General features: G+C 39.8%; 12 protein-coding genes. 1 reads left to right on the top strand and 11 read right to left on the bottom strand.

Annotated elements, in window-relative coordinates:
• Positions 1 to 35: 35 nt before the first annotated feature.
• The 5 genes from rpsG to fsa form a co-directional block, all read right to left on the bottom strand.
• Positions 36 to 503, bottom strand: a complete 468-nt coding sequence (gene rpsG, locus VJ786_RS12845; protein WP_099367382.1) for a 30S ribosomal protein S7 — start codon at positions 501 to 503, stop codon at positions 36 to 38.
• Positions 504 to 522: 19 nt separating this feature from the next.
• Positions 523 to 936 (bottom strand): 30S ribosomal protein S12, encoded by a 414-nt coding sequence (rpsL, locus tag VJ786_RS12840; RefSeq protein ID WP_099367383.1) that lies wholly within the window; start codon positions 934 to 936, stop codon positions 523 to 525.
• Positions 937 to 1052: 116 nt separating this feature from the next.
• A complete protein-coding gene (gene rnr, locus VJ786_RS12835) occupies positions 1053 to 3182 on the bottom strand; it encodes a ribonuclease R (RefSeq protein WP_099367384.1) in 2130 nt (709 codons plus the stop codon).
• A gap of 534 nt (positions 3183 to 3716) precedes the next feature.
• Positions 3717 to 4181, bottom strand: coding sequence for a Fur family transcriptional regulator (locus VJ786_RS12830; RefSeq protein ID WP_099367385.1), 465 nt, complete (start codon positions 4179 to 4181; stop codon positions 3717 to 3719).
• An 88-nt stretch (positions 4182 to 4269) separates the two neighbouring features.
• The gene (gene fsa, locus VJ786_RS12825) at positions 4270 to 4929 is read right to left on the bottom strand and encodes a fructose-6-phosphate aldolase (protein WP_099367386.1); all 660 of its coding nucleotides are present in this window, start codon (positions 4927 to 4929) and stop codon (positions 4270 to 4272) included.
• Positions 4930 to 5054: 125 nt separating this feature from the next.
• Here fsa and VJ786_RS12820 point away from each other — a divergent pair, with 125 nt between their 5' ends.
• Positions 5055 to 6284, top strand: coding sequence for an MFS transporter (locus tag VJ786_RS12820; RefSeq protein WP_336557827.1), 1230 nt, complete (start codon positions 5055 to 5057; stop codon positions 6282 to 6284).
• On the opposite strand, the gene VJ786_RS12815 is transcribed toward VJ786_RS12820, so the two are convergent.
• The 6 genes from VJ786_RS12815 to VJ786_RS12790 form a co-directional block, all read right to left on the bottom strand.
• Entirely contained in the window at positions 6251 to 6703 is a 453-nt protein-coding gene (locus tag VJ786_RS12815; protein WP_336557826.1) for an aspartyl protease family protein, read from the bottom strand. The genes VJ786_RS12820 and VJ786_RS12815 overlap by 34 nt on opposite strands.
• Positions 6704 to 6781: 78 nt before the next feature.
• A complete protein-coding gene (locus VJ786_RS12810) occupies positions 6782 to 7351 on the bottom strand; it encodes a hypothetical protein (protein ID WP_336557825.1) in 570 nt (189 codons plus the stop codon).
• Positions 7352 to 7506: 155 nt separating this feature from the next.
• A complete protein-coding gene (locus VJ786_RS12805) occupies positions 7507 to 8139 on the bottom strand; it encodes a hypothetical protein (RefSeq protein WP_336557824.1) in 633 nt (210 codons plus the stop codon).
• 94 nt (positions 8140 to 8233) lie between these two features.
• A complete protein-coding gene (locus VJ786_RS12800) occupies positions 8234 to 9178 on the bottom strand; it encodes a malate dehydrogenase (RefSeq protein ID WP_336557823.1) in 945 nt (314 codons plus the stop codon).
• Between the two features lie 59 nt (positions 9179 to 9237).
• Complete coding sequence (gene tamL, locus VJ786_RS12795) at positions 9238 to 11541, bottom strand: translocation and assembly module lipoprotein TamL (RefSeq protein WP_336557822.1); 2304 nt, start codon at positions 11539 to 11541, stop codon at positions 9238 to 9240.
• Positions 11531 to 16693, bottom strand: a complete 5163-nt coding sequence (locus VJ786_RS12790) for a translocation/assembly module TamB domain-containing protein (protein WP_336557821.1) — start codon at positions 16691 to 16693, stop codon at positions 11531 to 11533. Before VJ786_RS12790 ends, tamL begins: the two co-directional genes overlap by 11 nt.
• Positions 16694 to 17274: the final 581 nt, after the last annotated feature.

Below are 17274 nucleotides of genomic sequence, written 5' to 3'. Positions count from 1 at the left end.
GTCGGTGTATCATATTTGAATCGTTGTGTTCAAAATTAGAATCTGAAGTGTGAGAACGCTTTGTTAGCTTCCGCCATTTTGTGCGTATCTTCTTTCTTCTTAACAGCAGCACCTTCACCTTTAGAAGCTGAAATGATCTCTCCTGCTAATTTCTCGAACATAGTTTTTTCACCACGTTTGCGAGCGTAAGAGATTAACCATTTCATACCCAAAGCGATTTTACGCTCCGGACGTACTTCCATAGGAACTTGGAAGTTGGCACCACCAACACGACGAGATTTAACCTCTACTGCAGGCATTACGTTGTTCAAAGCTTTTTTCCAAGTCTCTAAACCGTTCTCTTGTGTTTTGTTTTCTACTAATTCTACTGCATCGTAAAAGATTGAATAGGCGATAGATTTCTTACCGTCAAACATCATGTTGTTTACGAAACGTGTTACCTGAACATCATTAAACTTTGGATCAGGTAAAATGATTCTCTTTTTTGGTTTTGCTTTTCTCATTTTATTTTCCTCCGTTTAATTATTTCTTACCTTTTCCTTTTGCTGGAGCAGCTGCCTGTCCTGGTTTAGGGCGTTTTGTTCCGTATTTAGAACGACGTTGGTTACGACCTGCTACACCTGAAGTATCTAATGCACCACGGATGATGTGGTAACGAACTCCCGGTAAATCTTTAACACGACCACCACGGATTAACACGATAGAGTGCTCTTGTAAGTTGTGTCCTTCTCCTGGAATGTAAGCATTCACTTCTTTTCCATTCGTTAAACGAACACGAGCTACTTTACGCATTGCTGAGTTTGGTTTTTTAGGGGTAGTAGTATATACACGCGTACATACACCTCTTCGCTGTGGACATGAGTCCAACGCTGGTGACTTACTCTTGTCTACCAGAGCTACTCTACCTTTTCTAACTAATTGTTGAATAGTAGGCATTTACCTGTTTTCTTTTAGAGTTTTTTGTTAAAAAAATATTTTAAGTCCGCAAAGATATAAAGAATAATCGATATCGTAAAGAGTTGAGTATAAAGTTTTTTTTAAAGTTTTCAAAACTAACTAATCAACGTAAAATCGATCTGCCTCTTATCCAGGTCAACCTTCTTCACTTTGATCTGAACCTCATCGCCCAATTGATATACCTTTTTCTTGCGTTGACCTATAATGGCATAATTCTTCTCATCCAAGGTGTAAAAATCATCGGTAATATCCCTTAACCTCACCATGCCCTCGCATTTGTTCTCCTCGATCTCCACATACATTCCCCATTCTGTTACGCCGGAAATAATTCCTGTATATTCCGTGCCGATCTGGTTTTGAAGATATTCTGCTTGTTTATACTTCACGGAAGCTCTTTCCGCCTCAGCGGCTTTCTTTTCCATTTGGGAAGAATGCTCTGACATCTTCTCGTAATGTTCGGTATTCACCTTTTTGCCTCCATCTAGGTAATATTGGAGCAACCTATGCACCATTACATCCGGATATCGACGGATAGGGGAGGTAAAGTGCGTATAGTAATCAAAGGCTAGTCCGTAATGGGAAGCTTTTTTAGTCGTATAAATTGCCTTAGCCATCGAACGGATCGCCAAAGAAGTCAATAAATTCTGTTCCTTACTACCTTCGATCTGTTCCATCATCATATTCAAGGATTTCGCAGTCTCCTTGTCGGATTTAAAACTTAGCCTGTGCCCAAAACGGGACGCGAATTGAGAAAAGCTTGTCAAGGTCTCCGTGTTCGGAACATCATGGAATCGATATACAAAGGTTAATTTGCTTTTGCCTTTTCCTTGCTTGCCGATGTATTCGGCAACTTTTCTGTTCGCTAATAACATGAAGTCCTCAATCAGCTTATGCGCATCCTTACGGACTTTTGTATATACACCCAAAGGTTTTCCGTTATCATCCAATAGAAACTTCACTTCTTCCGTTTCAAAACTGATCGCTCCGCTCTTAAATTTTCGCTCACGAAGGATATACGCTAATTCGTTCAATTTTAAAATGGGCTCTGAAAGTTCATCTTCTTTTCCTTCAATGATTTCCTGCGCCTCTTCATAGCTGAATCGACGGTCGGAGTGAATGACGGTCCTACCGAACCATTGATCCAAAACATTGGCCCGCTCATCAAGCTCAAATACGGCCGAGAAACAAAGCTTGTCTTCGTTAGGTCTAAGTGAACACAAATTGTTTGAAAGTCGCTCAGGGAGCATCGGGATAACTCTGTCGACCAAATATACCGATGTTCCTCTCTCGAATGCCTCTTTGTCTAGTTGGCTATCGGGAATAACATAATGAGACACGTCTGCAATATGCACCCCCACCTCATAATTTCCATTTTCCAATTTCTTGAAAGATATTGCATCATCAAAGTCCTTCGCGTCCGCAGGGTCAATGGTAAAGGTGGTCGTGTTCCTGAAATCCTGTCTCTTAGAAATTTCTTCCTGACTGATTACATCGGAGATAGCGTTCGCTTCTGCTTCCACTTCTTTAGGAAACTCCAGCGGGAAACCAAAGTCTGCCAAGATTGCGTTCATCTCGGTATTGTTCTCGCCTTTTTTTCCTAATACCGATTTTACTCTACCGATCGGATTTTTTGCATTCTTCGGCCATTCCAATATGGAGACCACCACTTTCTCTCCATCTTTGGCACCGTTCAGGTTGTCCAGAGGAATGAAGATGTCGTGCAGCATTTTTCGATCATCAGGAAGGAAGAAAGCATAGGTGCTGGAGATATCAATGGTACCGGTGAAATCGGTCTTCGCGCGTTGGATAATTTCAATGATTTCACCTTCCCTTTTCTTGCCTTTTTTACGATCGTAAATATGCACTTTTACGATATCCCCGTGAAGGGCTTGTCGAAGCTTCCGAGGGGCTACGTAAATGTCGTTTTGAAACTCATCATCAGGGACGATGAAGGCTGATCCATCGGCAGTCATATCGACCTTTCCAGTTACATAAACATTGAGCTGTCTCAATTTAAATTTGCCGCGCTCTGGCTGTTGGAAAAGGCTGGTCTTCGAGCCATCCGAAAGGATGTCTGCGATAGCAACCTTCGAATCCGAATCCGAGATGTTAAGCTTCGCAGCAACCTGTTTATAGTTCAGTGCTTGGTTGCCTGATTTTTCAAATATGTCGACGATTAATTGGGTGAGTACTTCTTTGTAGGGATTTTCTTTTCTTGATTTCATATGCTATTGTTTTGCCCATGTCTGTCTAGAAATTATAGGGTAGGGAAGGAGTTCCCGATTAAATTTCCTAGACAACATAACCCTGATTTTTCAGGACTGTATTATTGAACTAATATATAAATTATAAACGGTTTTTGAGTGGGATAGTTTGCTCTAATTCAATAAATATTTATTTACTTATTTAAAACTTTGTTTTAGCTATTTAAAAATACTGAATATCTAATAGTTATGATTTGATATGCTAAAAATTATACAGATGTATTAATGTATATATGATTGATTTTCAGCATATTAAATTTTTTCATGCTTTTTTAAGTCTTTTGCTAAAAATTATTATATTAAAATTAATGTTTTTATTGATATGTGTAAAATGCTATAAAACAGATTAATAAAAAATTAAAAGCTAAATTTTAGCCTTATTGAATAATTGTACTTTAGCATTGAAATTTTGCTTGAATTTGAAAAAACGGAAGAGTAGAAATCCTGCGACCATAAGCAAGTTATAGTCGGAATTTCCTGATGTAAACAGTGCAATTAGCTTTGCTTTTCTTTACAAGAATCACATAATCCCACCGCATTTATCGCGATGGAATGCAAGGAGAAATTTGGAGGTAGGGCAATTTTTGGAAGAGAGATTTCATCCAGGCAAAAGACGGAATTGCAAACTGAACAGATGAAATGCACGTGCTGATCATGGTGATGATGTTGGGAACATTTGGTCGAACATAGGGCATAGGTAGCCGTTCCATTCAGGTCGAAAACTTTATGGAGAATACCCTTTTCTTCGAAACTTGCCAGGATCCTATAGAGGGTCACACGGTCGATTTCAGTACCTAAAATTTTCTCCAGATCTGGTTGTGAAATGGCTGTCGGCTTCTCCGAAATACTATCCAAAACGCGTAACCTAGGTTGGGTAATCTTCAGATTATTTGCCCTTAACAATTGGCTGAATTCCTCTAGTTTTTCTATGCTCGATGCTGCTTCTCTATCCGTTTTCATAAGGGTAAAATTACGAAAAATTTAGGGCATAAAAAACCTCCCTTTCAAGACGAAAGGGAGGTGCTATTTGATGCTTTTTTTTACTCGATTATTTACCTGCTGCTTTCGCGTGATCTGCTAAGAACTGTGCCAATCCACTATCTGTTAATGGGTGTTTCAAAAGGGCAGTAATCGCTGACAAAGGACCTGTCATCACGTCTGCACCGATCTTCGCACAACCAAGGATATGCGCACTGTGGCGAACAGATGCTGCAAGGATCTGTGTTTCGAATCCGTAGTTATCATAGATCTCTCTGATCTCTTCGATCAAACCTAATCCATCTACCGAGATATCATCCAAACGACCGATAAATGGCGATACGTAAGTCGCTCCTGCTTTAGCAGCCAATAAAGCCTGACCAGCAGAAAATACCAATGTACAGTTTGTTTTGATTCCTTTTTTGCTGAAATATTTGATCGCTTTTACGCCATCTTTAATCATAGGAACTTTTACTACGATCTTGCTATCTAAAGCTGCTAAGGCTTCGCCTTCTTTGATCATACCTTCATAATCGGTAGAAATTACTTCGGCACTAACATCACCATCCACGATTTCGCAGATCGCTTTATAGTGGTTAATTACGTTTTCCTCCCCAGAAATACCCTCTTTAGCCATTAAACTAGGGTTGGTTGTCACCCCATCAAGTACGCCTAAGTCCTGTGCTTCTTTGATCTGAGCTAAATTAGCAGTATCAATAAAAAATTTCATGATATAAAATGTTGATTAAAAATTTTGTCTTCATTATCAAGCTGCCACTGAGTTTGATGATGCAAAGGTAGGTATATTGTTGCGCTTTTTGCAACAAATTCCATTTCAAATTGTTATCTTATGACATGCAGATTTTCAGGTCCTTTGCTTATCCAAATTATAGATTACATGTAATCGGTCAATCGATCTCCCTTTTGGGTACCTGGATGCAACGGATTGCCATTAGCTGGCTGGTCTATAAACTCACTGATTCCGTATTCTGGCTAGGTTTTGTCTCCTTTATTTCTTTGTTGCCATCTTTGGTCTTATCACCATTTATTGGCGCATTTGTAGATAGGCATAAGAAATATAAACTGGTTTTTATTACCCAGATTGGTCTGATGATTCAGGCAGGATTATTAGCGCTAGTGGTTTATCTTAAAATGGAATCTGTACTTTATTTATCTATTTTAGGGTTCATACAAGGGGTTATCAATGCATTTGATGTGCTGGGAAGGCAATCCTTACTGGTATCTTTAGTTGATGACAAAAAAGATCTACCAAATGCCATTGCACTGAACTCTTCCATTTTCAATGCCGCCAGGATGGTCGGACCGGCAATTGGAGGGTTTCTTTTGTCCATGTATGGCGAGTTGGCCTGTTTTACCGTCAATTTCCTGAGCTATATTCCGGTAATTATATGTTTGATGCTCATGAACGTGAAGGAAACATTGGTCATAGTGCCCAATGAAAATGCCTTTCAGGGCCTTGTTCAAGGATTTAAATACTTGAAAAGGTCCCCACATATTACTTCGTTGATCATTATTTTGGCCTTTTCGAGTCTTCTGGTCATTCCTTATACCTCCTTATTACCGGCTGTTGCGCGGGAATTATTTCAAGGGAATGAGCGGACGTTTTCTTGGTTTGAAAGTGCTGCAGGTTTAGGAGCCATGATTGGTGCCATTAATATGGCCAGGCTGAAATCAGGCGAAAATTTAAGATATCGAATACTTTTTGCAGCCTTTTTTATGGGCGTAGCCCTTGTTTTATTGGCTTATGCGCATTATTTACCTTCGGCTTTATTTTTTACAGGAGCAGTTTCTTTCTCCATGATGATGCAGAATTCTTCCATTAACACCTATATCCAGACCCATGCGATGCCCGCCTACAGGGCAAGGGCTATGTCCTACTATGTCATGGCTTTCCAAGGGATTTTCCCTATTGGAAGTTTAATTACAGGCGCGATTGCTGAGTTTCTAGGGCTAAAAAACACCTTATATATCATGGGTGGATGTGGTATTCTGATTGCCTTAGGCTTTTATATTTACCTCCGGCTTCATATTCAACGGCGTTTATTCAAGTTTAATTTCCGTTGATTAAGCGTTAATTGATTTTTTTTGTAGTCTATCATTCCGCCATATTCTTTCAGGATATCACCTCCCAATACCCCAATAACGGGATCTATCCCTATTTGTTCGTATGCATAATTGATGGAACTTAGATCTAATACGGCTGTCGTGAAGTTTTTGATGGACCATTCCTTCATTTTGAACTCTGGAATGGTAAGCATAAAACTTTCCATACTATTGGTACCAAGACCAGTGGATAGGATATCTGTAGTTTCGAAATGTTCCTCTTGTATACCAGAATTCAATAGGGTGGTTTTATCCAAAACCGTTTTGGATGCGCCGGTATCTATAACCAATTTGAATTTACGATCGTAAAGTTCTACTTCTGTAATGATATGGTAGCCATCGGGTTGAAGTTTGATGACTTCAAAAGGAATTTTTTGCATACTTGGATAATAGAATGTGACACCTCGTAAAGAATAAATTTACTTGGTATAAATACAATTCTACTGTTTTTTCTCCAATTATATAGCTAATTTCTTCTTTTTCATCGCTTTTTGTAACCGGTCCTTTAGAATGGATTTATATTCCGGTGAAGTTTGTAATTCGATGGTATACATCCTAATCTCATCTAATTGTTCCAAGTATCTCTCCTTGGAATAATTTATCTTGAAGGATTCAATATCTGGTTGTGGCGCTAATTTGGAAAGTTCATTCCCAATGGCGGCCGTTGCTACCGTGGCTGTCCCTATAAGTAAAGTCTCTCCAACCGAAGGCGCGGCATCCGCATCCGATAATAGATTGCCATATGGATCTGTTTTGCTGTAATTTTTTTCAGGCTCATCTGTCAAACTGGATTTCATGATATCAACACCGGTTTTACTCATTCCTTTAAATAAGGGAGCTTCCTTCTTCCGATCAAATTTAATCTTTATCTTTTTTATGGTAGAAACTGGAATCTTCTTCATCTCCTTATCCTTCATCAAATAGATTTCCTCCACCGTTGCCCTATAAAAACTTCCTTTGATTGTTTCTTTCTTGGTTTTAATATGGGCATGGTAATTGGAAACAACAATTGGTTCTGGGTATTTCACGCTTTGTGCTTGACAATTTCCCAGAATTCCAATGCATATTACAAGATTTAATAAGATAATCCTCATGAAACAAAAATAAAGTTTATTTCATTTAAAGAATATATTTTAACAAAAGTTTATGGTTTTTATAGTGTGGAGATTTATTATTTTTCGGTTTACCTGAAGAATAGCAGTACATTAGTTAATGTCTGTTGATTGATCATTTTACGTTGCTTTTTAAGCATAAATTTTTGGTTATGAATGATGCGTTGATTTTGTTCGGCCATAAAATTTAACCGATTGGTCTGCCGGTCACGACTTATTTCATTTTCATACAGATTCAATCCTTCTTTTAAGGAGTCTATCCGCTTATTTTGAATATATTCCAATAATTTTGCCGTAGCATCAACAGTTCTATATTTTGCAGGGACGGTATTATTTTGCTCCAACAATTGGTTAATTTCATTCATCTCTTGTATAATAGGCTGATAGCGGATGGTTGAAGCCTGCTTCATTTCCATTTGCTTTTTATTGTCCAGTCTTGGACCTATTACATATCGCATCCCGAAGATTCCTACAGCAAAAGATATAAATAGGGCAAATACGCTAACAGTAAAATTATCTGTGAACCTGTTAAATATATTAAATAATACACATCCGATAAGAATACCTAAAATGGTAAACATAGTCTGACGATTATAAAACATAATTCTATAACGTTCATTTTCTAAGACTGCGTAATGACTCGCATATCTCTTTAACAGATCATGTTCCCGCTCTAAATTTTTTTCCAGATTTTGAAGTTCCATGCTATGTAAAATTTTCGATTAGTGTGAAGATTGCTTCGTCGTGCCTCCTCGCCATGACGCGGAAAGAATAGTCTCTTCGCGATGACGCGCTAGACTATCTCTTTAAAACGCCCTCATCAAAAAGTACGTCGTTCATTTTTCTGACCGCATCCGCACTTGCATCGAACAATTTTTGTTCCTCATCCGAAAGTTCCAAAGGAACAATCCTATCCCAGCCTTTATTATTTATAATTACCGGAACACCAATATTAATATCCTCCTGCCCGAATTCGCCTTCTAAATATACAGATGCAGTAAACAATCGATTCTGATCCCTTACGATACTTTCCACCATCGCTGCGGCAGCAGCACCAGGTGCATACCAAGCTGATGTCCCGATCAAAGCCGTCAAAGTAGCACCACCTACCATCGTTTTCTTTACGATTTCAGCTTCCTCTTCTTCCGTTAAAAAACTAGAAACTGCAATACTGTTCCAAGTAGCATGCTTGATCAATGGAATCATCGTGGTATCTCCATGTCCGCCAATAACGATGGCATTCAAATCATTAGCCGAAGCATTCAATTTATCTGAAATCTGGTATTTAAAACGAGCGGAATCCAATGCCCCACCCATACCAATGATCCTGTTTTTAGGTAGTCCACTGGATTTTAAAGCTAAATAGGTCATGGTATCCATCGGGTTGGATACAATCAGAATGATAATATCTGGAGAATGTTGGATCAGGTTCTCCACTACCGTTTTTACAATATTGGCATTGGTCCCGATCAATTCTTCACGTGTCATCCCCGGTTTACGTGGGATTCCTGAAGTAATGACAGCTACCGTAGAACCAGCTGTCGCTAAATAGTCATTGGTTACTCCCGTAATTTTCGAATCAAAACCAAGTAGGGCAGAGGTCTGCATCATATCCTGGGCTTTGCCCTCCGCGAATCCTTCTTTAATATCTAATAGTACAATTTCTTCGGCAATATTACGTCTTACCAGATTATCTGCAGTGGTTGCTCCAACTGCACCTGCACCTACAACGGTTACTTTCATAGCTTTACGGGTTTTATGTTACGCTCCTTAAATCTACTAAAAAGGATTCAAAAAACCTATTAGAAAGGATATCCGATCGCCAAGTTGAATACCAGGTTCTCCCTGCGCCAATCCCTTTCCCGAATGTCAATATACTTGAAAACCCAACGATCATCCTTCGGGCGATAAGGCACGCGGAATGGAATTGCAAAGTCGGTACGAAGGATCAAAAAGTCCAGATCCAATCGTAAGCCTACACCGCCACCAACAGCCAATTCGCTCAAGAATGCGCCAGACAGTTTACCACCTGGTTTATCATCATCTTGGTTCTGTAACCACACATTACCCGCATCAATGAAAGCTGCCCAATGCAGCATGCCAGCAATTTTAGCGCGATATTCGGTGTTCAGCTCCAATTTGAAATCCCCGGTCTGGTCCGCAAAGAAATTATCCTCGCCAATGTTCTCCGGAAGAGAAGATCCTGGACCTACCGAACGCGCACGGAAAGCACGTAATCCATTAGGACCACCCGTATAATACTGCTTCAGGTATGGTAATGATCGAGAGTTTCCATAAGAATAGGAGGTACCGATCATAATACGAGAAGCTAAGGTCGAATTGGCCGTTAATTTCATATAATGCCTCATATCAGCCTCTGCTTTAATGAATTGAGAGTAGGCTGTACCGAATAATTTCTTAACCTTTCCACTATTGAAATCCGCACCTTGGATCAATCCCAGAATATTTCCGGACGTATTCAGACCCGCTTTGGCATAGAACGTATGCTTTTTATTGTTTTCCATGGTATTGGTAAACGTATAAACATAGTTAGGACCAAATGAAAACTGCGGATCCACAATGTGTCGTAACGTTGGTACTGTATCCATCTGTGCTTTATACTCATCTGAAATTCCTCTCGGTTGTACATAGATGATTTCCGCTAAAGTCAGGTTGTGATCCCGTTGGTTATTTTCCTTCCATGCATATCCATAGTTTAAGGTCATGGAATTTAAGGTATAGGCTGTTCTTCTATTCAAGAACTCATATCCCGCTTTTAAGAACGTCTTTGGAATATATTGCCTAGCAGGTGCCCATTTCCAAGGAGAAAGAAGCCTTGGCCAGGTAATACCTACTTCCGCACCATAACGGATATAACTTGAATTCAGGTTTACATTTCCACCGGTCTGTGTCTCATAACCACCAAAAACGGATGCTGTCAAGGTTTCAAATCCCTTAAAGGCATTCCGCAAAGTCCAGTTCGCTGTTACTTCCGTTCCATTGTAAACAGCAGCAGTTTTTCCGATCAGCTCCAAACGGATCGACCTTTTCTCCAAAGGTGTCAGGTAATAATAAACATCCAAGTGGTTCAGAGAATCCGGGCTATCCACAAAATCGTTCTTCACAAATTTAAACGCATTCAAATTCACCAAGTGATTGATCGTTTGGTTATGGCTCCAACGGCTATATTTATCTTTTGGCTGCACAAAAATATGATTCGCCAATACTTTTTTACGGTATTTCCGTTCCGGATCTACGATGTAATATTTATCCTCAAATTTTTCAGTATTCCTAGGGATCCTGCGTCTTGCTGTTCCCGAGGTTTCCTTATAATCTGGAAAAATGTAGACATTCCCGATATATTGCGGATGTCTAGCTTTTTCTGGTGTTTCCGGTTTTACCGTGACGAACATATCCACCTTATGATTTCCGATCGTACTATCCACTTCCACCAAAATATTATCCGGACTGAAATAATAGAATCCATTAAGTTTGAGGTCGTTGTCAATTCGGTCGCGCTCGTTCAGGATCACATCCAAATTATAGTTTGAACCTGGTTTCAATAAAGTACGATCGCTAGGGTAGTTGATCCGCCATCCAAGATCCGTCATGGTATCCACATCAAATTTGACCGAATTGATACGGTAGACCTTTCCCGGATAAGCATCGTATTTTACGGATGCATATTTTCCATCAATGAGGGTATCCGAAGCTACACGGGCATTGAAGAAACCTAGGTTCTCCATTTTTCCGCGTAGAAGATTTTCATTGTATTCACGGTTTACATCGCTTAGTTTAACAGGTTCTTGGCCATTCCGTTTTAACCAACGTCTGAAAAAATTGGTCGAACTATCCGGACCTCCGCCCATGTTCCAAAGACCAACTTTATAATAAACCCCCAGGATTTTCGAATTGGGCTTTGGTAGGAGAGCATCTTCCAGAAAGGTTTCAAAGGCTTCTTTATTTTCAACCTTCATACTATCATGATGAATTTCTACATCACCTCCAGTATACATTTTTTCACCTTCAGCCAGGTATTTGGTCGGATTACAACTACTAATTAGTATTCCGCCCAATAGGCAGGAAAATAAAAACTTATTTTTCATCTTTTCCTCCTTCCTCATCTTCGTTTTTAATGGCCGATTCATTCGATTCCTTGATTCTATCAGTAGAATCAGGCAGATTATTGCTTGTACTGTCTTGTTGTTGCTGTTTCAACTGTTCTTCTTTTTGGCGCTCTTCCACACGTTTTCTATATTCTGGATCAACCCGCATCAAACTGTCGCGGATCACCAAGCGTACGCTGTCTCGATAAGCGGTATCCGTTTCCATTCGGTCTACATCAAATCTGCGGCGGAATCCTCTACTATCTGTATTATAATATTCCTGAAGGGCTTTTGAATTCATGAATAGCTCCTTGAATTTGTTGTAGCTCATATTGATGATAAAACCAATTCCTGTTTCCACAAACTGCCCTTGCAAAGTCGCTTGATATTGGTTTTTGCGATATACACGTGCAAAATAACGACCATCTTTCGATAATTGATAATCCAGGGAAATATCGCCCGCAATGTTGGATGCTTTCTCGCCTGGTCTTGTATTTCCTTCCACTTCGAAATTCGATCCAATCGTAATCTTTAAGCGGTCATCAAATAACATCTTCGAAATGCCTACATTCAAATCCGTACGGGTCTGTGCATTTCCGGTCAAATAATCCTCTTCTGAATTGAGGTTGAAATCCAATTCTACTCCTTTGATCAAATCCGAAGCCAGGTTGTTCAATTGCGAGGTCAAGAAGGAACTCACCGTACTTCTTGCCATGGATTCTGCACCACCACCGGACAAACTTTCAAATGGATTTGCCGACATGAACCTGCCCAATGCAATCAAGGAGAATACCTGTTTGTTCAATTCGGCCGGGTCCTCCCGGATATTCGATAGGGCAATATTCACCTTGCTCACCACATCTTGGGAAACAATAGCATTACTTTCATCCAGATCGATATCAAAATTGATTTCTGGTTTAAAAAGCTCACCGGTCAGTTTCAATAATACATTGAACGGCACCCTTTGTTTATAGAGGTTCTGGCTTTCTGCACCAATCTGGTTCTGTACCAATTCTAACGTGGCAAATTTACCTGTATACACTGCAGTAATATTCAGCCGCGCATCCAAAGGGTCCCCATTCCAAGTGATCGTACTTCCTTTCTGGAAACGGAAATCTTTGGAAATTGGACCTAAAGAGAAGGTATAATCACCATCTTCCACTGTAAATGTACCAGACATGATGATCTGGTCATTGGCATCAATGGTGGTATTCAGTTCGGCCACACCCTGGATATTTAGGGCATCCTGGGTTCCTTCATCCAAGATGATCTTGAATTTCGCTTCCCGATCTGTACTTAGGTTCAGCGCAATATCATAACCAGACAAGGTATTCGATACCTTGGTCATGGAATCCAGCTGCGCAAAAACATTTGCTCTGGTTGTATCACTTTTATCCACGAATTTAACCACCCCATCCCGTTGTGCTACGCCAGGATCATCGTTCGGTACAATGAAAGAGAAGTCTGTATTCTCATTGGCTTTCACATTTCCATCGATCTTCGGCTTGTCCAAATTACCAGTAACCCGCAGGTTGGAAGTTAAATACATTTTTCCGAAGAACATATCATTATCCTCACGGGTAGAATTCATCACCTCGAAATCATCCGTTGTTAAATTCAGGTTGAAATCGAAATCCGTATAGGTCGTGGTCCGGATAGATCCGTTTAACCTCGCTGTATTATTTTTGGAATCAACAATGTTGAATTGTCTAAAAGTGATTCCTTGATCGTTAAAATATATTTTCTGATCATCAATTTTCATGTTGGAGTTCAACATGGATGCATTGATGATGGCGTCATTAAATGTTAATTCGCCATTGATCCGAGGGGCATCCATTGTTCCACGGATCTTCAGGGTTCCAGAAAGATCGCCTTGGCTGCCCTGTAGATTCCCTAAACTGAAGGCTTCGATGGTTTTGATCGTAATCGGTTTCAGATCCAAGGTCGCATCAATTTGCATATCGCCTTGTGGTGGGATGATCACATCTCCGATCAATTGTACATCATTGCCGTTTTCGGTAATGCGTACATCTGCAGAATAAGTGTTTTCCTTGATGTTATTCACCTTTACCAACACATTCCCGATAGTATCTTTTCCGAAGTAGAACTTATCGATCGTTAGGTCGGATACAAAAACTGGATTCGCCTCTAATCTCGAAACTGTCGCATTACCATTGATACCGCCTCCCAAATTTAAGGATTCTGATTCCAGCATATTGGTGATGGTCTCGATCCTAAAATTGTTAAAAGTTAAATCGATAGGGGCATTCAGTGTGGAATCTTTTGATTGGATCACGAGCTCCTGGCCATCATTGGATAGGCGGAAGGCATTTGCACGGATGCCATTACTACCAAAGGTTAACTGGTTGTTTGGATTGATGGACCAATTTTCATAATTCAGCATCAAGCCATCCTCTTTCAAGGAGAAATTATAATTGTTGTTATCCACATTCATAAAGGCTCCTAAGTGGTACTGCTCTTTATCTTCTTTATCTTTTATCCAAAGCCCTAAATCGACTTTGTTTTCCACCACATTACCCGATAGGACGGTATTGTTCAATTCAATGTTATTGACAATGATATGGCCGATCAAGGTGTTATAGTAGAGGGTACTATCTGCCGTAATGATATCCATACCTACATTTTCTACTTCCGTACCGGCATAGATAATCTTAGGTGCTAAGAGTTTAGCCATTAAGGTTCTGTCCTGGCTATTGAACGTACCATCTAGGGTAATGTCGTCCATGACCTCTAAATCAGGTAGGAAATCCCTAATGATCCGGGCATTATTTAAGCGAGCAGAAAATTCGAATTGCTGCGGTGAATAGGTCAGTACAGTTCGATCGTTCGAAGGATTATAATAGGTGCGAACTATATCGGTTATCGATGCGCCTAATTCCGTCAATTTATATTTTCCGGTCAAGTGGCCATTCAAGAATTCCGAACTTAGTATCAAGGTATTCTTGCTGGTATCGGATTTTGCGGTTAAAGCAACGGTATCCAATACATATCGTTCATCATTGTAAGCAATAGAGGAGTTGACCACCTTTAATGCGCCATTTAAATGATCAAGGTCGAAGGTTTCAAAGTCTGCCGTGATCTTTCCGTGATAGCGAAGGTTCTGGTCCATCAATTTCAGGTTTTTGAAATTGATACTATCGATCATCATTTCGGCAAAGATCTTCGGATAGGCACCGCTCATGTCTGCAGAAATAGAAGCATCCAGGTCGACATTCGGATCGCCACTGTTGATGGTTCCTGCAATATCCCCACGGTTTGCGTTCATGTCAAAATTGATGTCGTGATAACCATAGCCCATCGCGTCAAAGCGGTTGATGGTACCTGTAATATCGGCTACCATGGTTTTCGGATTCAAACCTGTTCCATTTACCTGTGCTTGCGCAGCAACAATCCCGAGAACGGAATCTTGCTTCAGGAATTGACCAAGATTGAAGTTGTCTACCGTAACAAAGGCATTATAAGTCGTATCGCGACCCATATTCAATTTTCCATTGACAGTCGCATTCCCTTGCTCGGTAACCAGTTTTAAATTGGCATCAAAACCACTCATTCCGCCTTTAAAGGTTCCTGCCAAACTGATGTTTCTTGGTAATTGTATACTATCTGGCATCAAAGAAGGAGCGATTAATCGGTTAAGATCAGCTCGACCGGTCACTAATTTCTTGATGTTCAGGTCCAGGTACATTTTATCCATATCAGGTAATCCTTTTATATGGGCGGTAGCAATTACGTGGGTATTATCTAACGTTTTAAATTCAAAACGTGGAATCCTAAGATCATTGAGTTTCCCTGTAACACGGCCGTCGATGTAGAAACGTTTGTTCATCAACGGTCTCATTACTTCCTGTTTTTCAAGGTCAGGAGCCAGGAAACGGATATCCCGCATGTCGATATGGCTTTTCTTGATGTTGGCCAAGATGGTCATGCTGGATGGATTATTGGAGACAGCGTCTAAAGAAGTATAAGAAACTTGAATTTCATCCTCTATTCGGGTGTATGGCGTTTCGATCAATAGGTTTTTAACGGTTGCCCCTTGGTTTCCATAAACAAAATCGCCTCTCAATTGCTTAAGATAGAATCCGGAATGATCCTTAGCAGTTACATTGTCCAGCTCCCCGGAAATGGAGTCTGCCGAATAATAAAGATTGTCCATCGCCGCTGCTAGATCGGTCATTTTAAGATTGAAATAATCAATTCCTTTGGTTCTTGGCTGATTATCGTCTTTGAACCAGAAATTGGATTTGTCAATCACCAATTTATCAGCTGAAACCACCCAATTAATACTGCTGGTATCTGAATCAGCTTTATCATCCTGCTTTTTAACGGTTTTTCCAAGAAGTACTTCCGAGTCAGAACCATCCAGTTTGATCTCTTTTAGTTTAACGATCTCCTTATTCAGGTCTAGTTGTTCAACATTAGCCAATAACTCCTTGATGTCAAACTTGGTTTTCATGTTATTGGCCTCATCATCGTATTTCACCAAGATGTTTTTCAGATTCAAGGTATTTATGCCGAGATCAGGAAGGAGGGAAGTAGCTTCGACGGTTGGGTCGTTGATTCCGAAATCGGAGGCATCCGGTGCTTCTTCCGATTCGGCCACCGCCCACTGCTTAATAACGGCCGTTAATCCATCGATGTTAACCACTGGCATATCAAAGGCCATATTTTTCGTCAGATCAAATCTTTTGACCCTAGTATCGAAATGTTTTAGGAAAAGGTCTGCCGAAGTCCCAATAACGTCATCCTTATAGACAAACTTTATATCATCAAAATTGACTTTATCGATATCAAAAACCAAAGCAGATGTGCTATCAGCAGTGGTTGTACTTTCCTTTTCCGTAGCAAAAGCATTCACGATATAAGCAAAATTGAAAGTACTATCCGGAAGGGATCGATTGATTTTGGCGGTAATTCCCTTGAGCTCAAACTCTTCGATTTCAATCGTGTTCTTCAATAATTTGAACATATTGATGTCCACTTTTAACTCTTGTCCAGCCAATAAAGTGTCCTTGGATTGATCTTCAAAATATACATTTTCCAGAACCAATTTTTTAGGAAAGGTAATGTTGATATGGCCAATATCTACGGGGGTTCCGATTTTATTTTCCAGATAATTGGTCACTTTGCCCACAATATAATTTTGTACAGCGGGTAAACGAACGAGGAATATTACAAGAAGAATGAGTGCGATTATTGATCCTATTATCCATAGGAAGGTCTTTAACGCAATACGGCCAAATCTATTCAAAGCGGTTGAATGTTCTTTTATACTAATTAATTAATCAATTTAATAACAAGGATAAACTTATTTTGTTTATCCACGGCTTAAATTAATGCTATTAAACAATCCTACAAATATAGCTTATGAAAAGGAAATTCTTCCTTTTTTGGTTAATTATAAACATGTTGCAACAGCTTATTTTTGAAATATCTACTGCTATCGGATATAGGGAAAAGACCTGTTGCCTTCAGTTTTAAGTACGGTTTAAGTGAGGTGTAAGTGAGTTGTAAGTGACTTTTTGCACTTACAACTCACTTACATGTCACTTAAACCTCACTTGCACCAAGAAACGAACAAGTTGAAAAAGTATTGAAATACAAAAAAAAGAAGGTGTCTAAAAAGGCACCTTCTTCTGTTTTATAGCTTTCTGGAGCTCCATTATAATTTCATGAGCAATATTAGGCTGCAAGTCGATGTTTTGTACTTTTCAG

The organism is Sphingobacterium tenebrionis, assembly GCF_037126265.1.
Classification (GTDB): Bacteria; Bacteroidota; Bacteroidia; order Sphingobacteriales; family Sphingobacteriaceae; genus Sphingobacterium; species Sphingobacterium tenebrionis.
The sequence above is the reverse complement of the archived record's forward strand: the minus strand, read 5'-3'. Positions and strand labels throughout refer to the sequence as shown.